Raw genomic sequence first — 22,660 nt, forward strand, 5'->3', positions numbered from 1 at the left:
GCCGCCACCACCGCCGCCGTTGAGGATGGAGTTGATCAGGATGCCGCCAAGGATGGCCCCGCCGAGTCCGCCGCCGCCACCTCCGCCGAACATCCCACCGCGGCCGTAGCCCTGGTTGGCGTAGCCGTCGAAGTGGTCAACGTCAGCCTGGGCCAGCTGGGCTGCCTGGGCAGCGAGAGCGTGTGCCTGCTGCGCGTAAGTCAGGGCGGTCACGGGATCCGTCCGTGCAATGGACAGCGAGTAGTCCAGGTTCCGCTGCGACTCCGCCAGGCGGGTACGGGCCTCGGTTCCCACGCCGCCGCGCCGGGCGGTGATGTAGTCGGAGGTGGCGCTGATTTGGGCCTGGGCAGACATGATGGTCTGCTGCAGTGAGGCTTGCGCCCGGCGTGCCTGCTCCTGCTGGTCCCGGATTCCGCTTAACGCCTGGTCCAGGGACTGATGGGCAGTCTCCACCCTTTGCAGGGTAGCGATCGGATCGATCTTCCCGCCCTGGATGTCTGATTTGACCTGGGCCAGCGTCGCTTCCACGCCAGCGACGGGGCCAGCCAGCTCCGGATGGGCGCCGGACTGGATGATTGCACGTGCCTGGGCAAGGTCCTGCGAGGTGTCCACCACCGCTGACTCCAGGCCGTTGCGGGCCTCGTCAAGGCTCGACGAAACCTTGGAGATGGCGTCCAGGAGCACGTTCGTCTGGTGGAGGCTCTCCTCGGCTGCCCGGACGGCCACTGCAGCCATGCTTCCTTCACCCTCACCCAGTTTCTGCTCGGCAGTCGCTGTTGCGTTCTGGACGAAAGCAAGGCGCTCCTTGGCCTGCAGGATGTTGTCCGAGACCTGCGCAAGCGCGCTCTCGGCATACTTGGCCCGCAGGGCGGTGAGGGACTGTTCCGCGCTGGAGATCTTGGCGTCTGCTTCGCGCGCGCCGGCGTTGACTCGTGCCAGGGCCTGCGGTGCGTTCTTCTCCAGTTCACGCAGGGAATCGAAGTCGGCCTTCTGCTCCTGCAGGGATGCCAGCGCAGCCTCCGAGCGGCGGATGATTTCGCCCAGCCAGGTGCGCTGCTGCTCTTCAGTATCGGGAATATGATCGTCCAGCTGCTGCTGCAGCTTGAACGACTCCGTCATGTGGGCTTTGGCTTCATCCAGCGCCTTGGTGAAGTTGCCGACGGCGGAATCGCCGTACTGTGCCTGGGCGAACATCAGTTCCTGCTCGCTGGACTTGATGGCGTCGTCCGCCTCGATGAGCAGCGAACCGCTCTTGCGGCGCAGTTCCTCCACGCTGAGAGACGCCAGCGGGTCCACCTGGCCACCCTGCGGACCGTAGCTTGCGCTCGACGACTGGGCTTCGGCAGCCTTCTTCCGCCGGTTCCGGAAGTAGAGGTAGGCACCTGCACCACCAGCCGCCACTACGCCGGTCCCCACCAAAACAGCGGCGCCGGCATTTCCATCAGAAGGGACGTTGCCGCTTCCCCCTCCCGCAGCGTCACCGATGGCGCCGGCAGCGTTAATGGCAGCCTGGGCATAGTTGTCGTTTGCCAGCTGGGGCCCGATGGCCTTGCTCTTGATGTTTTCGACCTGGGCGTTGGTGATCTTGCTGCCGCCCTTGTTCAGGATGTACTGCCGGGTATCGGTAGCCACCGCGAGGATCAGGGCATTCGAACCAAGGTTTGCCTTTTTGGCCACCTCGTCTGTCCAGGCCTCCCGGTCGGCAGGGTTTTCGAATTTCTTGACGGTGACGACGTGAAGCACCATGGCGTGGTCGGTGCCCAGCTTCTTGATGGCTTCCTGCACCTCAGCCGTTTTTCCGCCCAGGACCCCGGCTGAATCCACAACCTTGGTTGAGGGATTCAAAGTGACCGGATCCTCCGCCCAGGCCGCACCGGCGGGTACCGCCAGCAGCCCGGTAAGGCCGATCACGGCGAGAATACGTTTGAACTTTGACCGCATGTGCAACCCTTCAGCACGCCTGACACCGATTCGGGACGAACCGGTCGTCTCAGAATGCAGCAGCGCCCCCACGCATGGTGTAAAGCCGCAGGTCGCTGTGGCAATCATCTTGATTCTATGGTGCACCCCACAGCCCGTCCATTGAGGTGAATATGCCACCAGCGAAACGATGCATGGCCAGCGAAATCCAGTCCATGAACGGATTCAGCAAGCTCTCAGCAAACATCCGAACTTGTTACAGGCAGGGAGTCCATAGTTAATTCAGACGAGGATGAAAGGAAGTCCCATGACTGAGAACCAAACCCCCGGTGACCCTTCCGGGAACCGCGGTCCGGGCCGGCAGGATCCGTGGCAGCAGCAGTCCGCACAGCCCGGTAACAACCCGGATCATCAGGACGGTGAGGGCATGGGAGCCTCGAACCCTGCGGCGGCCAACGAAGCAGCGGAGCCACGTCAGCAGGACACTGAACGGCTTGACCCGGAGAACCCCACCCGGGAACTGCCCGGAGCACACCCGGCGTACCCGCAGCGCCAGCCGTACCCGCAGCGCCAGCCGTTCTATGGACAAAGCGCTCCGGACGGCCAGGGAGGCGAGCCGGGCCATGGCCAGTCGCAGGGATATGGCGGACCGCACGCCGCCCAGGGCCACTACGGCTACTACGGCCAAGGCCAGCAGAACAGCCAGCACGCAGCGGCCGGCGCTCCTGTTGGCCTGGCCCCGAACCCTAAGGACGCCCCACGCAAAAAGGCCTCGTTCGGCGTCGGCACCCTGGTAGCCAGCATCCTCGCCGCCGGCCTGGTGGGCGGGGGAGTGGCCACCGTCGGCTCCGGGGGACTGTTTGATAACGACGGCTCCACCGCCATCACCAGCAGCAACAGCCAGCCCGGCACGGTCATCGTCAACAACAAGGACAACGTCAACGCAATCACCGCAGCTGCCGTCAAGGCCTCGCCCAGCGTGGTGACCATCAGCGCCACGAGCGGCGGCTCCGGCGGGACGGGTTCCGGTATCGTCCTGGACGACCAGGGGCACATCCTGACCAACACCCACGTGGTCACGCTGGACGGCCAGACAGCCAATGCGTCCCTCGAAGTCCGGACCAGCGAGGGCAAGGTGCTCAGTGCCAAGCTCGTGGGCACGGACCCGTTGTCCGACCTCGCAGTCATCAAAGTGGACAACACGTCCGGCCTCACACCGGCCACTCTGGGTGACTCCGGCAAGCTCAACGTAGGCGATACCGCGATTGCCATCGGCTCCCCCCTCGGCCTCACCGGCACCGTCACGGATGGCATCGTCTCCACGCTGAACAGGACCATCAGCGTGGCCTCCGCGGCGGCCCCGAAAGAGGGCGACAACGCAGAGGGTAATGACGGAGGCGGATTCCAGTTCGCCCCACCGGGTGGCGGACAGAGCCAGCAGACCACCGGGCAAGGCGAGATTTCCATCAACGTCATCCAGACCGATGCCGCCATCAACCCCGGCAACTCCGGCGGCGCCCTGGTGAACAGCAGCGGTGAGATCATCGGGGTCAACGTGGCGATTGCCTCTGCCGGATCAGGGTCCTCGTCCTCGTCCAGCGGCAACATCGGTGTGGGCTTCAGCATCCCCATCAACCACGCCAAGCGGGTGGCCAAGGAAATCATCGACACGGGCAAGGCCTCGCATGGCCAGCTCGGTGTCAGCGTCAAGAAGAAGGCCGCCTCCAGCGCCGCCTCCGAGTTCTCGGTGGGAGCAGAGGTCGCCACAGTGGAAGCAAGCTCGGCTGCCGGCAAGGCAGGGATCAAGGTGGGCGACGTCATCACCAAATTCAACGACCTCGCCATCGGCGAGCCCGAGCAGCTGACCGCCGCGGTCCGGGAACAGCCCGCGGGTTCCAGCGTAAAGATCACTGTGCTGCGCAACGGCTCAGAACAAACCCTCGACGTCGCCCTCGGCACCGCAAGCTAGCAGCGGCACCCCGGCACCGGCCATACGGTGCGGCGGCACCTTTAGGAATGTTCGACGGCGGTGATTCCCACCCCAGGTGGGGACACCGCCGTCGAACATTCCCGCCGTCGTCGTAAAAGTGCTGACACTGGCGTAATGGAAGAGGGCGGCGCCCAACGTCGATATGGTTAGCTAGGAGCTACCCGTACGCCGGGCATCCCGCGGCCATGACCTTACCCGGCTGGCTGTCCACAAGCATGGAAGGCTGCTGTCGATACAGTGGAGAAGACATTGAAGATCATCGTCCTGGTCAAGCATGTACCGGACGCCCAGTTCGACCGTCACCTCAACGGGGAGCGCTACACGACGGACCGTGACGAAAGCATCCTGTCCGAGCTGGACGAGTACGCGCTGGAGGCTGCACTGCAGCTGGCCGAGGCGCGGGGCGGCAGCAAGGCAGGCAACCAGGTCATCGCCCTGAGCATGGGGCCTGCCGGTGCCGTCAACGCCGTGAAGAAATCCCTCCAGATGGGTGCCACCGAAGGCGTACACCTGACGGACGACGCACTGGCGGGCTCGGACGCCGCGGCCACTTCCCTTGCTCTGGCGGCTGCCGTCCAGCGGCTCGGCCAGGACGGCCCCGTGGACCTCATCATCACCGGCATGGCCTCCACCGACGGCGAAACCTCCCTGGTGCCAGCGCAGCTGGCCGAGCGCCTTGGCCTTCCCCAGGTCACGTTCGCGTCCTCCCTGGACGTGGAGGGCGGACGGCTTGTGGCACGCCGGGATGCGGACACCACCTCCGAAACGGTGGAAGCCACCCTTCCGGCAGTGGTGTCTGTGACCGACCAGATCAACGAGCCCCGGTACCCCAACTTCAAGGGCATCATTGCCGCCAAGCGCAAGAGCATCACCACCTTGTCCCTTGCGGACATCGGGGTGGATGCTGCCCAGGTGGGACACTCCGGTTCCTGGACCACCGTGGCCAACGCTGAAGAGCGGCCGCCGCGCAGCGCCGGCACCATCATCACCGACGAAGGCGACGCCGGCATCCAGCTGGTTGACTTCCTGGCCGCCCAGAAGCTGCTCTAAGAGGGATCACCGACATGGCAAAAGTACTCGTTTTTATTGACAACCCCGGCGCCGCGCTGAAGAAGAGCAGCCTCGAGCTGCTGACCCTGGCCCGCACCCTCGGTGAGAGCGTGGTGGCCCTCAACGGCGAACTGCACAGCGACGTCTCCTCCACTTTCGCCGAGTACGGCGTCAGCACCATCCTGCGCCCCTCGGCACAGGACCTGGACGACTACCTGGTGGCGCCCAAGGCTGCCTACCTCGCCGCTGCAGCAGAGAACACCGGGGCGGCCATCGTCCTGCTCGACAACTCACCGGAGGGCAAGGAAATCGCTGCCCGGCTCGGTATCCGCCTCAACGCCGGCGTCATCACCGACGTTGTGGCCGTGGAAGCGGACGGCACGGCACACAAGTCCGTACTCGCCGGTTCCTACAACACAGCCTGCAAGGCCAGCACCCCCGTCTCGGTGCTGACGGTCAAAGCCAACAACGTGGTGCCCGAGCCGGCTGCCGCAGCCGGCACACCCGAAACCGTCACGGTGGAGGTTCCCGCCGGCAGCACTGCGGCGGCGGCACGGATCACGGCCCGCGAGCAGAAGGTGGCCAGCGGCCGCCCGGACCTTACCGACGCCCGCATCGTGGTAGCCGGCGGCCGCGGCGTGGACGGCGACTTCGGACCTGTGGAGGAGCTTGCCGACGCCCTCGGAGCGGCGGTGGGAGCATCACGTGCGGCTACCGACGCAGGCTGGATCAGCCACGATGCCCAGGTGGGCCAGACGGGCAAGACCGTGTCCCCGCAGCTCTACATCTCTGCCGGCATTTCCGGCGCCATCCAGCAAAAGGCCGGCATGCAGACCGCAAAGGTCATCGTGGCGGTCAACAAGGATGCCGAATCGCCGGTCTTCGAGATTGCGGACTTCGGCATCGTCGGGGACCTCTTCGACGTCCTGCCGCAGGCCACGGCCGAGATCAAGAAGCGCAAAGGCTGATTATTGACTGCATCAGCCAGCCAGGCACAGAGCCCGTTCAACCCGGCCACGCACCGGATTGGGCGGGTGCTCTGTTTTGCGGCCCACCCTGACGACATCGACTTCGGCGCTGCAGGAACCATTGCCGCCTGGACGGCGGCCGGTGTCCAGGTCAGCTACTGCATCATGACCGACGGCGATGCCGGCGGCTTCGATCCCGCCCACCGGGCCAACATCATCGCCATGCGCGACGCCGAACAGCGCCGTGCTGCCGAACTGGTCGGGGTCTCGGACATCCACTATCTCCATCAACGCGACGGCTACCTCGAGCCCTCGCATGAGGTGATGCGCGGGGTGGTGAAGCTCATCCGCGAACTGCGTCCCGACGTCGTACTGGCCATGCATCCGGAACGGAACTGGCGGCGGATCCAGAAGAGCCATCCGGACCATCTCGCAGTGGGGGAGGCTGTCACGCGGGCCGTCTACCCTGCGGTGGAAAATCCTTTCGCCTACCCGGAACTGGCAGAAGCCGGGCTGGCGGCTTACAAGCTTCCGTGGCTATGGCTGTATGCAGGCCCTGAAGAGCGGGAAAACCATTTTGTTGACGTGACTGAGCATGTGGAGGCCAAACTGCAGGCCATCCACGTCCACGTCAGCCAGCATCCCGACGTGGAGGCCATGGAAGCCGCGGTCCGCCAGGGCATGCACGTCAATGCCGAACGCGCCGGGCTGGCGGCAGGACACAGCGCCGAAGCGTTCCATGTAGTAGCCGTCAATGGGCCGGGAACCATCGCGGGTTTCTGAGCCGGACGGCATAAAAAACGCCCCGTGACCATCCTTCAGGATGATCACGGGGCGTTCCCATGCTCAGCGTGGGCGAGGCTGCTACGCGCCGAGCGGAGCTGCAGCCACCGTGGGCAGCGTGGGGGACTTGGATCCACCGACGGGCTCAACCGTGATTCCGAGCGCCGCGGCTGAGGCGATGCCCTCCACTACCGCGGGCTTGGATAAGGCGGCCTCATCCATCAGGCCCTGGGACACCGGCGCCGACCCGTCCTTTGGAATCAGCCACATCTGGTAGACCTTGCCTTCGGGCGGGGCAGGAACACCATTCATCTTGACCACCAAGGCGTCTTTGGAAGACGAGACCAGAACCGTTGCGGTTCCACCCGCGGCCACGGGTACAGAGGCTTCGCGGACGTCATCAGCCCGGACCACCTGGTTCAGGGGGTCGTTCTGGTCCGCGATATAGGACCCGACGCCGACGCCGCCCAGGGCAATGGCCGCCGCGGCCGCAATGCCCGCCAGCCAGCGGCGGGTTCCGGCCGGACGCCGCCGTTCCTCCCGGCGTTGCCGGGCTTTGGCGAGCTCATCGGCGGGACCTTCAGGGCCGTTGCCCTCCTGCTCTGGCGCCGGGGACGGCCCCGGAGCCGGCAACTGCGCGGGCAGCTGGGCCGGAAGTTGGGCGACGATCCGGTCGAAGAGATCTGCGGGCGGCTCTTCCTCCGCCTTGAACGTGCGGGTGAGGGTTTCCCGGGACTGGCGGACCCGTTCGAAGAATGACGTCCGTTCGGCAGCAGGAGCGGCTGAAATGTACTCCTCGATCGCGCGGCGTTCATCGTCCGTTACGGCATCGAGGGCATACAGCTCGGCCAGGTCAATGACGCGGCCCGAGGCGAGGTCAGCTGCGACGGTATCGCCGAAGCCGCCTGAACGGCCAGCTGGTCCATGGTTCATTTCTGTCATTTCAACTCACCCCCAAACAGGTCTTCAAGCGGATCAGTCCGTCGCGGATGCGGGACTTTATGGTGGGAACTGCAGCGTTCAGCCGCTCGGCGACTTCCCGGTAGGTCAGGCCGCCGTAGTAGGCAAGGCGGACAGATTCCTGTTGCGTTTCGGTCAACGTTCCCAGGCACCGCACCACGGCTTCGGCTTCGAGTCTGCTGCCCACTTCGTCCGACACGGTGTCGTGGTCTATGTCCTGGCTGCTGGCACCGTAACGGGCCTCCCGGTCAGTGGCGGACTGCGCGGATCTGACCCTGTCCACGGCACGCCGGTGGGAAATCGTCATGAGCCAGGAGAGCGGGCTGCCTGCGGCGGGATCGAATCTGCCCGCGTTTTGCCAGACCTGGAGGAAGACCTCCTGGGTGGTGTCCTCGCTGAGCTCGGCATCAATCAGGACCCTGCGCGCCATACCGTAAACCCGGCGCGAGGTCAGCCGGTAGAACTCCGCAAAGGCAGCGCGGTCACCCTGGGAGATCTGTCCCAGCAGGACTGTGAGCCGTTGGCTGAGCTCGGCCGGCGTGTCCGTGACCGCGGGAGCATCGGGAGTATCCATCACTACCAAGCATAAGTCTCCAGGTGGTGAATCCTGGTCAATGGTGCCGGGGATGCCCCGGCTGGTTCTGGAACCTGCCCGGAGAAGTGTCACCTGCCGCTCCTTGATCGCTAATGGACTGTTCTCAGGAGGGATTCGGTGCACGGCCGCGTGCGGATGGGGCAGGGCGGGAAATTGCTTCGTCAGCTTGAGGGCCGCGCGGGTTTCGAGGCCCCGGGCGGTTGCCGGCGGATTGCACCGCTCACGGGCGGGCCATAACGGGCGGGCCTTAGATGCGGGCGCCGGCGAAACCCTGTTGCCGCCAGGCCTCGTAGACGGCGATGGAGGCCGCATTGGCCAGGTTAAGCGAGCGCAGTGCCGGCAGCATGGGCAGCCGTACGGTGGCGGTCACGTGCGGATCCGTCTTCATTTCCGGCGGCAGGCCCACCGATTCCCGTCCGAACATCAGGACGTCACCGGGCTGGTAGGCGATGTCCGTGTAACTGGCTGCCCCGTCGGAGGTGAAGGCGTAGACACGCTCGGGCTGCAGATGCTGCCAGGCGTCCTCGATGTTGCGGTGCACGGTGACGACGGCGAGGTCATGGTAATCCAGGCCGGCGCGGCGGAGCTTCGCGTCCGAGAAGTCGAACCCCAGGGGTTCCACCAGGTGCAGTTCAGCGCCCGTAATGGCCGCCAGCCTGATGGCGTTGCCGGTATTGCCGGGGATTTCGGGTTCATGGAAGAGGATGCGGAACACCATCCCATCCTAGTCACCACCGGTCAGTGCAATGCCGGTCAGTGCAATGCCGCTCAGTGCATGCGGCTCAGTGCATGCCCCGCAGCAGCCGGGCCAGTATCGGGACATTGACAGTGTTGGGAGCCGGTCCTGTCGCCAGGAACTCCTTGACGCCCCGGACCATCCCGGCAGCGTTGACGATCCGGACCGGCTCGAGTTCGCCCGGAGACCGGCGGTGGTTGTCGATCACCGGTTCATGCAGGTTGCCGCCCGGGCTCAGCACCACCGTCCAGCCCGTGACGTTCAGCTCGGGGAAGATGTCCTGCATGGCCCGGACTACGTGCGCCAGCTGCGGAGGGGCAATCGAACGGCCGCCGTGGTTCAGGGTCCTGCCGTCCCAGGCGTAGGCGCCCTTGGGCAGCAGCATGGAGCCGATGAGCGCCAGGCGGTATCCGGACAGCACTGCGTGGTCGATGTGGCTGTTGTCGGCCGGGGACTGGAGCCCGTTGATCAGGCGCGCCGCCGGAATGGCCGGCAGTACCTGCCGGGTCAGGAGCTGGACCGTACGCATCTCCCGCTGGATCCGCGCTTCGGCCCCAAAAATCCCGCGCTTCCGAGGCATGCCATGGACCTGCTGGCTGGCCTGTGCCAACGGAACCAGGGGCACGTCCTCCACTCCCGGGCCGTAGGGCGGGACGTAAACCGGCGGATCACCCGCGGTGTTCCGGGCGCCGCCGGCCTTGTGCACGGTGGCCGAGGCCCTGCTGCCCGCCGCCGGTGCATCAAAGTGGGGTTGGGCGTCGGCTTTGTTGGCGGTACCTGCTGCGTAGGAGCGGTCGTACGCTTTCCTGCGCTGTGGGTCGATCAACGTTTCGTAGGCGCTGGTGACCCGGCGGAAAGCGGCAGGATCCCCGCCGTGGTCGGGGTGGGCCTTGCGGGCGGCACGGCGGTACGCAACCTTAATTTCCTTTTCGGTGGCGGTAACTGCCACGCGAAGCACCTGGTAGTGGGAGCTGCTCTCGGTCAAGCACTCATCCTTCGTGTTGATACGGCCGGTCCGCGGCGGGCAGCCCTGTGGGGCCAGCTTATCGGCCCCTGATCTGTCAACGTCCGTGCCTGGGCTTCGGGTTCCCGGCACCGGCGGGATCCGGCGGAGTTTAGACTCGACAAGGATGGCTGCCGCGGCAGCAGGCAAGGAATGCAGGCAGCAGCTGCAGGTCAGGAAACACAGTGGGGGCAGACATGGAAAAGCCGACGACGGCGGCACCGGCCGGGATGCCCGGGCCGGGACGGTTGACGCTGGCGGCAGCAGTCCTCGCCTGCATCACGACGGCCGGCTGCAGCGTTGGCATTCCGGATCCCTCGGCCCCGCGGCCAGTTGAAACTGCCTCAGTACTTGCCACCCCCACCATCACGCCGGGCCACGACGCTGAGGCGGTGGCCGCGCAGGATTTGCCTTTCGCGTCCGGCGGCATCCTTGCACCGGGAGTACCCGTGGGCATGTCGGACGGGCTGAAGGACGCCCCTGGCTGGAAGATGGTGAAGGACAGGGTGGCGGGCGAAAGCCAGTACCTCAAGTCCGACGGGTGCCTTGTTGCTGCCAAAGTCCGGACCAACCAGGCGGTGCTGGCACGCGGTGATGACCGGGAATCGACGGTCGCACTCTTTCACTATCTTGATCCCACCATCCTGCCCGGGTACCTGAAACCCGCCACGCTGCGGTGGGGTGGTGATGAGTCCAACCCTGGCCACACGCTTGAAGTGCTGGCCCTGGAAGAGGCGGCGCCGCAAGGCGGCAAAGCCACAGCGGTCCTGGCCAGGCTCTTCGGCACATCCGGATCGTCGGTCTACCTTTCTATTGCCTGCCCGGATGCGTCTGCCCTGGCCGCGGCCAGGGCAGACGCCGTCCGGTTCCTGCCGGTCCTGCCTCCGCCGGCCTAAATCCCGGACTGCAGGGCAGCCCGCTGGGAGAGCCGGTTCAGCGCGAGGGCGGCAACGAGCAATCCAAAGTCCCGCAGTGCCACATCGAAGAAGCTTCCGAGCAACAGCAGGTTGACGATGATTCCGGCCAGCCACGCAGCCACCAGGAGCGAGCCGAACCTGGGCCGGACGGCAACCGCAATGCCCGCGAGGATCTCCACGACTCCCACCACGTACATGATGGTCTGGGCAGGCAAGGGCACCAGCGCCGTGGCCTGCGGCGCAAGATAGACGGTCCAGTCGGCAAGGATGTTCGTGAACTTATCGAGCCCGAAAATGATGGGCGCAACCGTAAAAACAGTCCTCAGCAACAGGAAGGCCTGCCGGGCGGGATCCATCGTGGTGCTGGTGTTGGCACGCAATGCTGATGTGGTTTTCACAACTGACTCCTTCTAAAAGTAGGTTCTCCTATTTTAGAAACGGTGCGGGTCTATAATCAATACATCTTGACTTTGGATTGGTGGAGCAATGGCCAGACTTCCCTGGGCGAACCGCATGGCTGCGCTCGCTTCCCTCGGTGATGAAAAGCGGCGCCAGCTTTTTGAACTCGTGGCGTCGTCCCCCGGCGCACTGGGCCGCGACGACGTCGCGCAGCGGACAGGAATTCCCCGCAGTACGGTGTCCTTCCACCTGGACCGCCTGGTGCAGGACGGCCTGCTGGCGGTCGAGTTCCACAAGCCGGCCGGGAAAACGGGCCCCGGCTCGGGCCGTCCGGCGAAGATGTACCGTCCTGTGGCCGGCGAAATCGGGGCCTCCGTGCCGGACCGGAACTACGATCTCGCGGGGGAACTGATGGCCGCGGCCATTGAAAAATCCACCACCGCGGGGGAGCCCATCGAACAGACCCTGCCTGCGGAGTCGTACCGCAGGGGCAACGCGATGGCGGAGGCATCCGCGACCCTCCAGGAATTCCTGGTCCAGGCGGGCTACCGGCCCCAACCGGACGGCGACGGCGGCTTCGTCCTGCCCAACTGCCCTTTCCACCGACTCTCGGACAAACATCCGGGGGTGGTGTGCGCCATGAACGGGGCGTTCCTGCAGGGCGCGGCGGCCTGCCTGGAAGAATCCGGCGGCAGGGTGGTGCCCTCCGATCTGCCCGGCCACTGCTGCGCCAGGATCACGCCCGCCCCTGAACCGCCGGGGCATGACGGCTAGAATTACAGGGTGCCCGTTTACCTTGACCATGCCGCCACCACCCCGCTTTCTCCCGAGGCACTGGCTGCCCTGACGCGTGAACTCGCCCGCACCGGCAACCCGTCATCCCTGCATGGTTCGGGCCGGCGCGCCCGGCGGGCGGTGGAAGACGCCCGCGAGGCACTCGCCGCAGCGGCAGGGGCGCATCCTTCGGAAGTGATCTTTACCTCCGGCGGCACTGAGTCCGACAACCTCGCGGTCAAGGGACTGTACTGGGCCCGCGCGGGCGAAAAGCCGGAGCGGCGGCGCATCCTGTGCTCCGCCGTCGAGCATCATGCAGTGATGGACACTGTGGAGTGGCTGGAACGCCACGAAGGGGCCGATGTCACCTGGCTGCCCGTGGACAGCGACGGGGCGGTGGACCTCGCGGTCCTGGAAGCGGAACTTGCCCGCGATCCGGACTCCATCGCTCTGGTCACCGTGATGTGGGCCAATAATGAGGTGGGGACCATCCAGCCCATCCACCGCGTTGTGGAACTCGCGCACGCAGCTGGTGTCCCGGTCCACTCCGACGCCGTGCAGGCCTTCGGTTCGCTGCCGGTGGACTTCAAAGCGTCCGGTCTTGACGCCATGTCAATTTCCGGACACAAGATCGGCGGGCCCGTGGGAGTGGGTGCCCTGCTGTTGGGCAGGTCGGTAAAACTTACTCCGGTCCAGCACGGTGGCGGGCAGGAGCGCGACGTCCGCTCGGGCACCCTGGATACCGCCTCGATTGCGGCGTTCGCTGCGGCGGCAGAGAATGCCGCAGTCCACCTGGGCACTGAGTCTGCCCGGATCGCCGCCCTCCGCGACCGGTTGATCGACGGCGTCCGGGACCGGGTGCCCGAAGCCGTCCTGCGCGGGGCGCCAGGGAACGGCCGGCTTCCCGGCAACGCGCACTTCACCTTCCCCGGCTGCGAGGGGGACTCCCTGCTGTTCCTGCTGGATCTGGCCGGTGTCGAATCATCCACTGGATCAGCGTGTACCGCTGGTGTTCCGCGGCCTTCGCATGTGCTGCTCGCCATGGGCCTGGACGAGGAAACTGCGCGCGGAGCCCAGCGCTTCACCCTGGGGCACTCCTCCAAGGATGCGGACGTCGACGCTTTGCTCGCTGCCCTTCCGGATGCTTACGCCCGCGCCCGGCAGGCCGGCATGGCCGGCCACGAGTCCTCCATCCAGACTGCCGGTACGGTAGCGCGGCAGGGCTTGGGCGGCCGCTAAGACTGCCTTTGCGGCAGGTGCGTAGAATAGATAGGCGAAGATCGTTTCGACGGAGGCTCCTGTCTCCCATGAGGCACCGTCAGCCAGCACCGGCACCCAGCATCGGCCACAAGCCGGAACCACCAACAGAAAGCAACCATGCGAGTTCTTGCAGCCATGAGCGGCGGCGTTGATTCCGCCGTTGCCGCCGCCCGCGCCGTCGAGGCGGGTCACGACGTCGTCGGCGTCCACCTGGCGCTGTCCCGCATGCCCGGCACCCTCCGCACCGGAAGCCGGGGCTGTTGCACCATCGAGGACTCCCGCGATGCGTGGCGCGCCTGCGACGTCCTGGGCATTCCCTACTACGTGTGGGACTTCTCCGAGCGCTTCAAGGAAGACGTCGTCCAGGACTTCATCGACGAATATGCCGCCGGCCGGACACCCAACCCCTGCATGCGCTGCAATGAGCGGATCAAGTTTGCCGCACTGCTGGAAAAGGCCATTGCGCTGGGCTTCGACGCCGTCTGCACGGGGCACTATGCCAAGGTCATCGAGGACGCAGACGGCAACCGCGAACTCCACCGGGCCGCTGACTGGGCGAAGGACCAAAGCTACGTCCTGGGCGTCCTGACCCACGAGCAGCTCAAGCACTCCATGTTCCCGCTGGCCGACACGCCCTCCAAAGCCGAAGTGCGGGCAGAAGCTGAGCGGCGCGGCCTCTCCGTGGCCAACAAGCCCGACAGCCACGACATCTGCTTCATCCCCGACGGCGACACCGCCGGCTGGCTCGCCGAGAAAATTGATATGGCCACCGGCGACATCGTGGATGAGACCGGAGCGAAAGTGGGCGAGCATCCCGGCGCCAACGCGTTCACAGTGGGGCAGCGGCGCGGGCTGAAGCTCGGCACGCCGGCCGCTGACGGTAAGCCGCGTTTTGTCCTGGAAATCCGGCCCAAGGAAAACAAAGTGGTGGTAGGGCCAGAAGCCCTGCTCGCGATTGATGAAATCCGCGGCATCAAGGTGTCCTGGGCGGGCCTGCCCATCGCCGAAGTGGCTACCGGCGAGGAGTTCGATTGCTACGCGCAGGTCCGTGCACACGGCGACCCCGTTCCTGCCACTGCCCGGATGGAACGCGGCGAATCCGACGGCGCAGGCCAGCTGGTGGTCACCTTGACCAACCCGCTGCGCGGCGTTGCGCCCGGGCAGACTGTTGTCCTCTACCAGGGCAGCAGAGTGCTGGGCCAGGCAACCATCGACGCCGCCCGTTCCCTGCAGCGCGCCGCGCTCTAACCTGCCGAATCTCCGTCACCGCCCCGGTCCTGCCGGGGCGGTTTTGTTTGTGCTGCCGGCGGTGCAGGGGAGTCCCTCAGCGATCAGGTAAATTTTGTGTCTCAACTCACTAAATGGTCCGCCGTGAGGGTTCACTCTCTGATTGAATCTAGGCATCAGCACAGCGTGCTCCCGCCTGTCCACAGATATCCAGCAACGGCCGGCGGGCACGTACTCATCGAACAGAAAGTTCACAGATGACCAAGAGCAACAAAGCACTGCACGGCGCTATCGCGCTGGCAGGCATATCCGCGCTCGCACTGACTGCCTGCACGGGCCCGTCGGGCGGTGGCGGAGGCAGCACGGCATCCGGGAATGCAGGAAGCACTATCGCGTACGGCACCACTGACAAGGTGACCGCTCTTGACCCCGCGGGCTCGTACGACAACGGCTCATTTATGGTGATGAACCAGATCTACTCCTTCCTGATGAACTCCAAGCCCGGCGGGGCGGAACCCGCCCCGGACCTCGCTGAATCGGCATCGTTCACCAAACCCACCGAGTTCACGGTCAAGATGAAGAGCGATCTTAAATGGGCCAATGGGCACGTGCTGGACTCCAAGGACGTGAAGTTCTCGTTTGACCGTCAAACTAAGATCGCCGATCCCAACGGCCCTGCAACCCTGCTGACCAACATCGAGTCCATTGCCACCCCCGATGCCACCACAGTGGTCTTCACGCTCAAGCAGGCCAACGACCAAACCTTCGCGCAGATCCTCCAAAGCCCGGCGGCCCCCATCGTCGACGATGAGGTCTTCCCGGCAGACAAAGTCCTCAGCGACGAGGAAATCGTCAAGGCGAAGCCGTTCTACGGCCAGTACGTCATCGATTCCTACAACAAAAACACGCTGATCAGCCTGACGGCCTGGCCCGACTACAAAGGCGTCCTGGGCAAGCCGGCAAACGGCGGGGCCACCATCAAGTACTACACCGACCAGACCAACATGAAGCTGGAAGTCAAGGGCGGGCAGATTGACGTGGCCAACCGCAGCCTGAGCGCCACGGACATCGACGACCTCAAGAAGGACTCCAACGTCACGGTCAATGTTGGACCCGGCGGCGAGATGCGGTACATCGTTTTCAACTTCGACACCATGCCGTTTGGCGCGAAGACTCCGGAAGCAGATCCGAAGAAGGCGCTTGCTGTCCGCCAAGCGGTAGCCAACCTTGTTGACCGCCAGGCCATTTCTGACCAGGTCTACAAGGGCACCTACCTTCCCATGTGGTCCAACGTTCCGTCCGGCTTCCTCGGCGCCAACGAATCCTTCAAGGAGGCCTACGGCGATGGTTCCGGCAAACCAAGCCTGGACAAGGCCAAGAAGGTTATGTCCGACGCCGGTATCAGCGGTCCAGTGAACATCAAGCTGCAGTACAACCCGGACCACTACGGCAAGTCCTCCGGTGACGAGTACGCCATGGTTAAAGACCAGCTGGAAAAGAGCGGTCTGTTCACGGTGGACCTGCAGTCCACCGAGTGGGTCACGTACAACGCGGCGTCGAAGAAGGACAGCTATCCGGTGTACCAGCTCGGCTGGTTCCCGGACTTCAGCGACGCGGACAACTACCTGACACCGTTCTTCCCGAAGGGCGGATACATCAACAACCACTACTCCAACACTGACGTCGAAGCGCTGATTGCAAAGCAGCTTGTCACCCCGGACAAAGCCGAGCGTGAGAAGACCATCAAGGACATCCAGAACCAGCTGGCCAAGGACATCTCCACCCTGCCGTTGCTGCAAGGCGCGCAGGTGGCTGTCTCCGGGAAGAGTGTCAAGGGTGTGGATTCCACCCTGGATGCATCGTTCAAATTCCGGCTGGGACAAGTTTCCAAGTAATTCCCGGTATGCCAGCTTAGGAGGCGGGGCCCTGGCGGTCCTGCCTCCTAACTGTTGGCCCACCCACCCGTCGTTTTTTATACCAAGCAGGGACAGCATGGCCACAATGATCGATGCGCCGCCGCCAACGGTTGCGCCGCCCAAATCCAAATCCGCGGGAGGTGGCCTCGGGAGATACATCCTGATCCGCTTCCTGCTCATCTTCCCGACGATCTTCATCCTCGTCACCCTGGTCTTCTTTTTGATGCGGATCACCGGCGATCCCATCACCGCAGCCCAAGGCGGACGCCTGCCCCAGGAGCAGATTGACGCGCTGATTCACCAGGCCGGTTACGACCGGAACCTTTTCATCCAGTACATCGAGTACCTCGGCAACATCGCCACAGGCAACTTCGGCCGGACCATTTCAGATGGACGGCCAGTCATTGAGATGCTCACCACCTTCGGCGCCGCCACGCTGGAACTGAGCATCAACGCCCTGCTGGTGGCTTTGCTCGTGGGGATTCCCCTTGGAATGTTCGCCGCCCACAAACGCGACAAGGTCCCGGACGCCTTCCTGCGCTTGTTCGCCATCCTTTGTTATGCCACCCCGGTCTTCTTTGCAGGCCTGCTTCTGAAACTGGTTTTTTCGGTCGGCCTGGGCTGGTTTCCGGTCGCCGGCCGTGCCTCCACCACAACCGAGCTGGCGATGGGAAGGCTCGGAGCACCCACCGGCATCTACTGGCTGGACGCCCTGCGCAGCAGCGATCTGGCAGCTTTTGGCGACATCGTCCATCACGCCGTCCTGCCCGCCGTCGCCCTGGGCCTGCTGACAGCCGGCGTCTTCCTCCGCCTGGTCCGCACTAACGTGATCGGCACCCTCGGAAAGGATTATGTTGAGGCCGGCCGTTCCCGTGGGGTCAGCGAATACCGGCTGGTGACGAAGCACGCCTACAAGCCGGCCCTGATCCCCATCATCACGGTCATGGGTCTGCAGATCGCCCTGATGCTCGGCGGCGCAGTGCTGACGGAGACAACTTTTGAGTGGAAGGGCCTCGGATACCAGCTGGCGCAGTACCTTACGGCGCGTGATTTCGTCGCCGTCCAGGGCATCGTTATGCTCCTGGCTGTCATTGTGGCGGTCACCAATTTTGTGGTGGACATTGCCGCCGCCCTGATCGATCCGCGGGTGAGGTACTGATGAGCATCGACGGCTTGCCCCATCCCAAGAAACCGATACTTGACCGCATTCCCGTTGCATCCCACATCCGCCAAAGCGTTGGCCTGCAGCGCACGATGCTGCTCATCGGCGTTGTGCTTTGTGCCGCTTTTGTGCTGACGGCCGTTTTTGCGCCGCTGCTGGCGCCCTTCGGATTTTCGCAGATTTCCGATGATGCCGGCTCTTTCCCGGCCCAGGCCGCACCCGGCGGCAAGCATCTCCTGGGAACAACTGTGGGCGGCTACGACGTCCTGTCCCGCGTTATCTGGGGATCGCAGACGGCAGCAGCAGTACTTGTCGCTGCCGTGTTGATGTCCATTTTCCTGGGAGTGTTTCTTGGACTCGTCAGCGGCTACGTTGGCGGCTGGCTGGACCGTGTCCTGGTGGTCATCGCCGACGCCATCTACGCTTTCCCCACCCTCCTTGTGGCGATCGTTATGTCCATTGCGATCAACAAGGGCCAGTCCGGATTCTGGGGCGGAATCCTCGCCTGCGGGCTAGCGATCACGGCAGTGTTCGTCCCGCAGTATTTCCGGGTGATCCGTGCCGAAACCATCCGGCTCAAGGCTGAACCGTTCGTTGAATCGGCCCAGGTGGTGGGTGCATCCAGTGCAAGGATCATCGGCCGGCACATTTTGGCCAATGCCACCAGGACCCTGCCCCTGATCTTCACCCTCAACGCCTCCGAGGCTATCCTCACCCTGGCCGGCCTGGGCTTCCTGGGCTTCGGCATCGAGCCGAGCTCCGCTGCCGAATGGGGATTCGACCTCAACAAGGCACTTGCTGATGCATCTTCAGGTATCTGGTGGACGGGCGTATTCCCCGGCCTGGCCATCGTGCTGACAGTGGTGGGACTGACCCTGGTGGGTGAGAGCATCAACGACCTGAACGATCCGCGGCTTCGGGGCCGTAAACGCGCCAGCGGCACCTCCTCGGTGACCGGAGCGAATGCCGCCCTCGCGGCAGAAGTGAGGAGTTCATGACCATCAACATCAATCCGTCCCCGGACCATCAGGCCGGCGCCGGCCATCCCGTTCTCGACATCGACCACCTTAAAGTTACCTTCGCCACCGATGCCGGCGATGTCCAGGCAGTCAAGGACGTCAGCCTCGAAGTCAGGAAGGGCGAAGTGCTGGCGATCGTGGGAGAGTCGGGCTCCGGCAAAACGGTCACCGCCAAAACGATCCTGGGCCTGCTCCCCGAGACCGCCACCAGCTCCGGCACGGTGCTCATCAACGGGGCCAACGTGATCAGCGTCAGCGCGGCGCGCCTGCGCCAGATCCGCGGCCGCGACGTTGCCATGGTTTTCCAGGAGCCGTCCACCGCGCTGAATCCGGTGTTCACCGTGGGCTGGCAGATCGCCGAAGGCATCAGGGCCCATGCGGGCAGCGGCGGCGGAAAGCGGGTTTCGGCCAAGGACGCGAAGGCCCGCGCCATCGACGCCCTGCGCAAGGTAGGTATCCCCGATCCCGAACACCGCGTCAACTACTACCCCCACCAGTTCTCCGGCGGGCAGAAGCAGCGGGTGGTCATAGCTGCGGCACTGGCATTGAACCCTGGCCTGATCGTGGCTGATGAACCCACCACTGCCCTGGATGTCACGGTCCAGGCCGAGATCCTGGAGCTCCTGCGGGACCTGCGCGACAAGTACGGTACATCCATCGTGCTGATCACGCACAACATGGGAGTGGTGGCGGACCTCGCCGACCGTGTGGTGGTCATGTACCAGGGTGACGTGGTTGAGGAAGCTCCGGCCCGCACCCTGTTTGCCAAACCCCGGGAGGATTACACCCGGAAGCTCCTGGCCGCGGTGCCGCACCTGGGGCACAATTCGGCGTCGGAGGGACTGGCCACCCGGGCCCACCAGGATGAGGAAATCCTCGTGGAAGCCACCGACCTGACCATCGAGTATCCGGGCCGGTTGGGAACACCGGCATTCAAGGCCGTGGATGGTGTCAGCTTCACCCTGTCCCGGGGCGAGGTTTTCGGGCTGGTGGGGGAATCCGGCTCCGGAAAAACCACCATCGGCCGGGCCATTGCCGGGCTGAACCGGACCACGGGCGGCAGCCTGAAAGTTCTCGGATACGAAATGCTCAACCTCCGGGAGCGGACCTTCAAACCGCTCCGCAAGGACATCGGCTTCGTGTTCCAGGACCCCGCCGCATCGTTCAACCCGCAACTGACTATCGGCGAGTGCATCGCAGAACCGATGGTCATCCACACCAGGCCAAGCCCGGCGCAGGCGCGCAAACGCGTTGGCGAGCTGCTGGAATCAGTCCAGTTGCCGGCGTCGTACGCGGGACGGTATCCGCACGAACTCTCGGGCGGCCAGCGCCAGCGGGCGTCACTGGCGCGGGCGCTGAGCCTCAACCCGCGGCTGCTCATCGCTGATGAGCCGACGTCGGCCCTGGACGTTTCGGTGCAGGCGAAGGTTCTGGAGCTGTTCCGGGACATCCAGCAGGAGTTCGGCTTTGCCTGCCTGTTCATCAGCCACGACCTGGCGGTAGTGGACATCCTGTCCCAGTGGGTGGGCGTGCTGTATAAGGGCAGGCTGGTGGAACAGGGCATCGGCAGCCAGGTGATGGGGAACCCGCAGCACGACTACACGCGGCGGCTCATCGCATCCCTGCCGGTTCCCGACCCCCAGGAACAGGCGAGGCGGCGCGAAGAAAACAGGGCGCTGCTCGGCATCTGAGACCTCATCAGCTGAAAGTGCCGGTGCCGGCGCAATGCCGGCACCGGCGCCACCCGGTTGATTGCTTCGGCTGCCCATAGACTTGAACCATGACGCAGCACAACCCTCACGCTCCTGACTCCGACGACTACGATCCCTCAGCCAGCTCATTGGCCGGCCAGGTGGACAAGTCGGTGATGGCTGAACTGCTGTCCATCCGTTCCAGCATCGACAATATCGACGCCACGCTGGTCTACCTGCTGGCCGAGCGCTTCAAGGCAACCCAGAAGGTGGGTTTCCTGAAGGCTGCCCACCGGCTGCCCGCCGGTGATCCCGGCCGCGAGGCGGCGCAGATCGCCAGGCTGCGCCGGCTGGCCGAAGACGCGCACCTGGACCCCGCGTTTGCGGAAAAGTTCCTGAACTTCATCATCGGTGAGGTCATCCGGCATCACGAGGCGATCGCCGAAGACCACGAGGCCGCCTCCGGACAGCACCCGCAGGCATCAGCGCTCGCGTGACAGGGCAACGGCACGAATCCGGCACGTTAACCGGCTCGGATGCGGCACCGCCGCAGGAGGTGACGGCCACCGGGCTGGGCCCCTGGCCGGGCGAGGACCCGGTGGAAGCAGCCAGGATCATCCGCGGTGAACTGGGCAGCCCGCACCTTCCATTCCTGGCCGAACTCCCGGACCGGGGTGTCGGTTCAGATGCCCTGGGGCGGACGGCCACCCTGCTGGAAGAACTCGCTGTCGACGTCCAGCCCTACGGTTGGCGCCTCGTGGACCGGCCCGGCAAGGACTTCCGCCGCGCTGCTTCTGCCCTCGCTACCGATATCAACGTCCTCGCCGATGTGGCCGGTGCTGAGGACAAGGCGGCTGCCGAGATCAAAGTGCAGGTGGTAGGGCCGCTCAGCCTGGCGGCCGGACTTCACCTGCATAACGGCGAGCGCGCCCTCATCGACTATGGTGCCCGGCGTGATCTTGCCGCCTCACTTGCGGCCGGCGTTGGACAATACCTCTCCCGCGTGGCGGCGGCTGTTCCCGGTGCCCGGATGGTGGTCCAGATCGATGAGCCGGATATTGCGGCGGTACTGGCCGGCACCATCCCCACCTCCAGCGGCTACCGCACATTGCGGGCGGTTCCGTCCTCCGAGGCCCGGGAATCATGGCGCGTGGTGCTGGACGCGTTGCGGGATGCCGGCGCCGCGGAGGTGGTGATATCCGTGCCCGAGGTCGAGGCCCCGTTCGAACAGATCCTGGCCGCCGGAGCAGACGGCATCGCCGTTCCGCTAAGGGCACTGACGTCGCGCCAGTGGGAGCAGCTGGCCGGAGCGGCAGAAGCAGGCAAGCGTTTGTGGATCGGGGCATTGGACGTCTCGGGGAAGTCGCTGCCCCGGGTGGCTGACTGTGTTGATGCAGTGTGGCGCCCGTGGCGGCAGCTCGGTCTGTCCCCTGCGGGGATCAGCACCCTCCGCGTCACACCCTCGTCCGGACTTGCCAGCCGGAGTCCGGCCGACGCGACATCGGTCCTCGGCCGGCTGACCCAGGTGGCGGACGGTCTGAACCAGCTGGCGCAGGGCTAGGGCGTCAGACCCGGTTTTCCCACCGGTCCGGCTGTGCATAGCGCGGCAGGAAGCTTTGCGCTGAGCTTCCGCCCGTGTAGGGGCGAAGCCTGTAGTCGAAGCTGCCGGCGTAGACCAGGACCAGTCCGATCTGTGGCTGGATCACCTTGACCTGGATGCGGTGCTTGCCGCTGCTGCCTTCTGCCGGGTCCCACCACTGCTCCGCGTAGGCCTTGGCATCCAGTGCAGCGGGAAGGGGAATGCGCAGGGGGCCAAGAAACAGCCGCGAGGATTCCGACACACCCCGCAGCCGTCCCTCCGGCGTGACGCTCAGGTTCAGGTCGGTCACCAAGCGCCGGAGCCGGCCCACATAGTCAACCAGCTGGGGCGCGCCGGCCCGGCGGGTCACGCTGGTGGTGTCCTGGAAGATCCGCGTGCGCCCGGGAAACCGGATTTCCCGGCGGGCCGTCAGGCTGGAGCGGCCAAAAGGATCCTGATGGGCGTGGTTCTCGATCCTGAAGGGGATACCCTCTCCGTACTCCGGAAAGAATGCTTCCTCACTGCCGGTGAGCCGAAGCAGCGGGCGCAGCCAGTCCTGCCGGCAGCCCACCACATCGAAAATCCCTTCGCCCACGCCGTACCGGCCGGAGCCCGGCGCGAGCGCAAAGTACTCCTGGAGTTCGGGCTGCAGCCGGCCGTAGTCCGCACCGAGGGCCTGCTGGTAAATGGGAACGCTCATAGAGGGACCTC

The 22,660-nt window shown here is 65.0% G+C and carries 21 protein-coding genes; 14 read left to right on the plus strand and 7 right to left on the minus strand.

Annotation, left to right across the window (positions count from 1 at the left end; genetic code table 11):
• A partial coding sequence (locus FNL14_RS06115) for a TPM domain-containing protein (RefSeq protein WP_142058532.1) occupies positions 1-1,941 on the minus strand: 1,941 nt, incomplete at its 3' end.
• 286 nt (positions 1,942-2,227) lie between these two features.
• On the opposite strand from FNL14_RS06115, the gene FNL14_RS06120 reads away from it, so the two are divergent.
• The 4 genes from FNL14_RS06120 (at position 2,228) to FNL14_RS06135 (ending at position 6,711) form a co-directional block, all read left to right on the plus strand.
• The gene (locus tag FNL14_RS06120; RefSeq protein ID WP_142058534.1) at positions 2,228-3,889 is read left to right on the plus strand and encodes a trypsin-like peptidase domain-containing protein; all 1,662 of its coding nucleotides are present in this window, start codon (positions 2,228-2,230) and stop codon (positions 3,887-3,889) included.
• A gap of 270 nt (positions 3,890-4,159) precedes the next feature.
• Positions 4,160-4,960 (plus strand): electron transfer flavoprotein subunit beta/FixA family protein, encoded by an 801-nt coding sequence (locus FNL14_RS06125; protein WP_142058610.1) that lies wholly within the window; start codon positions 4,160-4,162, stop codon positions 4,958-4,960.
• A gap of 14 nt (positions 4,961-4,974) precedes the next feature.
• Positions 4,975-5,928, plus strand: coding sequence for an electron transfer flavoprotein subunit alpha/FixB family protein (locus tag FNL14_RS06130; protein WP_142058536.1), 954 nt, complete (start codon positions 4,975-4,977; stop codon positions 5,926-5,928).
• A 3-nt stretch (positions 5,929-5,931) separates the two neighbouring features.
• Positions 5,932-6,711, plus strand: coding sequence for a PIG-L deacetylase family protein (locus FNL14_RS06135; protein ID WP_091415484.1), 780 nt, complete (start codon positions 5,932-5,934; stop codon positions 6,709-6,711).
• A gap of 81 nt (positions 6,712-6,792) precedes the next feature.
• On the opposite strand, the gene FNL14_RS06140 is transcribed toward FNL14_RS06135, so the two are convergent.
• From FNL14_RS06140 to FNL14_RS06155, 4 genes are all read right to left on the minus strand, one after another.
• Positions 6,793-7,644 carry an anti-sigma factor gene (locus FNL14_RS06140; RefSeq protein WP_142058612.1) on the minus strand — a complete coding sequence of 284 codons (852 nt, stop codon included), beginning with the start codon at positions 7,642-7,644 and terminating at the stop codon, positions 6,793-6,795.
• A gap of 10 nt (positions 7,645-7,654) precedes the next feature.
• Positions 7,655-8,245: an ECF RNA polymerase sigma factor SigK gene (gene sigK / locus FNL14_RS06145; RefSeq protein WP_091415486.1), complete on the minus strand. Its 591-nt coding sequence runs from the start codon at positions 8,243-8,245 to the stop codon at positions 7,655-7,657.
• 268 nt (positions 8,246-8,513) lie between these two features.
• The gene (locus FNL14_RS06150; protein WP_091416013.1) at positions 8,514-8,981 is read right to left on the minus strand and encodes a tRNA (cytidine(34)-2'-O)-methyltransferase; all 468 of its coding nucleotides are present in this window, start codon (positions 8,979-8,981) and stop codon (positions 8,514-8,516) included.
• Positions 8,982-9,048: 67 nt separating this feature from the next.
• Positions 9,049-9,987 carry a J domain-containing protein gene (locus tag FNL14_RS06155; RefSeq protein WP_142058538.1) on the minus strand — a complete coding sequence of 313 codons (939 nt, stop codon included), beginning with the start codon at positions 9,985-9,987 and terminating at the stop codon, positions 9,049-9,051.
• Between the two features lie 203 nt (positions 9,988-10,190).
• Between FNL14_RS06155 and FNL14_RS06160 the strand changes: the two genes are divergently transcribed.
• On the plus strand, positions 10,191-10,901 hold the full coding sequence (locus FNL14_RS06160) for a hypothetical protein (RefSeq protein ID WP_370455801.1): 711 nt from the start codon (positions 10,191-10,193) through the stop codon (positions 10,899-10,901).
• On the opposite strand, the gene FNL14_RS06165 is transcribed toward FNL14_RS06160, so the two are convergent.
• Positions 10,898-11,278, minus strand: a complete 381-nt coding sequence (locus tag FNL14_RS06165) for a hypothetical protein (RefSeq protein ID WP_091416019.1) — start codon at positions 11,276-11,278, stop codon at positions 10,898-10,900. The genes FNL14_RS06160 and FNL14_RS06165 overlap by 4 nt on opposite strands.
• A 130-nt stretch (positions 11,279-11,408) precedes the next feature.
• Here FNL14_RS06165 and FNL14_RS06170 point away from each other — a divergent pair, with 130 nt between their 5' ends.
• From FNL14_RS06170 to FNL14_RS06210, 9 genes are all read left to right on the plus strand, one after another.
• A complete protein-coding gene (locus FNL14_RS06170; RefSeq protein WP_142058540.1) occupies positions 11,409-12,095 on the plus strand; it encodes a metalloregulator ArsR/SmtB family transcription factor in 687 nt (228 codons plus the stop codon).
• Positions 12,096-12,104: 9 nt separating this feature from the next.
• Positions 12,105-13,334, plus strand: a complete 1,230-nt coding sequence (locus tag FNL14_RS06175; protein WP_142058542.1) for a cysteine desulfurase family protein — start codon at positions 12,105-12,107, stop codon at positions 13,332-13,334.
• Between the two features lie 138 nt (positions 13,335-13,472).
• Entirely contained in the window at positions 13,473-14,603 is a 1,131-nt protein-coding gene (gene mnmA / locus FNL14_RS06180) for a tRNA 2-thiouridine(34) synthase MnmA (RefSeq protein WP_142058544.1), read from the plus strand.
• A gap of 236 nt (positions 14,604-14,839) precedes the next feature.
• Positions 14,840-16,477 (plus strand): ABC transporter substrate-binding protein, encoded by a 1,638-nt coding sequence (locus FNL14_RS06185; protein ID WP_142058546.1) that lies wholly within the window; start codon positions 14,840-14,842, stop codon positions 16,475-16,477.
• 97 nt (positions 16,478-16,574) lie between these two features.
• Positions 16,575-17,657 carry an ABC transporter permease gene (locus FNL14_RS06190; RefSeq protein ID WP_091415501.1) on the plus strand — a complete coding sequence of 361 codons (1,083 nt, stop codon included), beginning with the start codon at positions 16,575-16,577 and terminating at the stop codon, positions 17,655-17,657.
• Positions 17,657-18,658: an ABC transporter permease gene (locus tag FNL14_RS06195; protein WP_091415504.1), complete on the plus strand. Its 1,002-nt coding sequence runs from the start codon at positions 17,657-17,659 to the stop codon at positions 18,656-18,658. The genes FNL14_RS06190 and FNL14_RS06195 overlap by 1 nt, the downstream gene beginning before the upstream one ends.
• A complete protein-coding gene (locus FNL14_RS06200) occupies positions 18,655-20,370 on the plus strand; it encodes an ABC transporter ATP-binding protein (RefSeq protein ID WP_142058548.1) in 1,716 nt (571 codons plus the stop codon). The genes FNL14_RS06195 and FNL14_RS06200 overlap by 4 nt, the downstream gene beginning before the upstream one ends.
• Positions 20,371-20,459: 89 nt before the next feature.
• Positions 20,460-20,867, plus strand: coding sequence for a chorismate mutase (locus tag FNL14_RS06205; RefSeq protein ID WP_091415510.1), 408 nt, complete (start codon positions 20,460-20,462; stop codon positions 20,865-20,867).
• A 59-nt stretch (positions 20,868-20,926) separates the two neighbouring features.
• Complete coding sequence (locus FNL14_RS06210) at positions 20,927-21,931, plus strand: hypothetical protein (RefSeq protein WP_142058616.1); 1,005 nt, start codon at positions 20,927-20,929, stop codon at positions 21,929-21,931.
• A gap of 4 nt (positions 21,932-21,935) precedes the next feature.
• Here the strand turns inward: FNL14_RS06210 and FNL14_RS06215 are convergent, their stop codons facing one another.
• Positions 21,936-22,649 (minus strand): DUF4166 domain-containing protein, encoded by a 714-nt coding sequence (locus FNL14_RS06215; RefSeq protein ID WP_142058550.1) that lies wholly within the window; start codon positions 22,647-22,649, stop codon positions 21,936-21,938.
• Positions 22,650-22,660 lie beyond the last annotated feature (11 nt).

The sequence above is a fragment of the Pseudarthrobacter sp. B4EP4b genome (assembly GCF_006680095.1).
Taxonomy (GTDB): domain Bacteria; phylum Actinomycetota; class Actinomycetes; order Actinomycetales; family Micrococcaceae; genus Arthrobacter.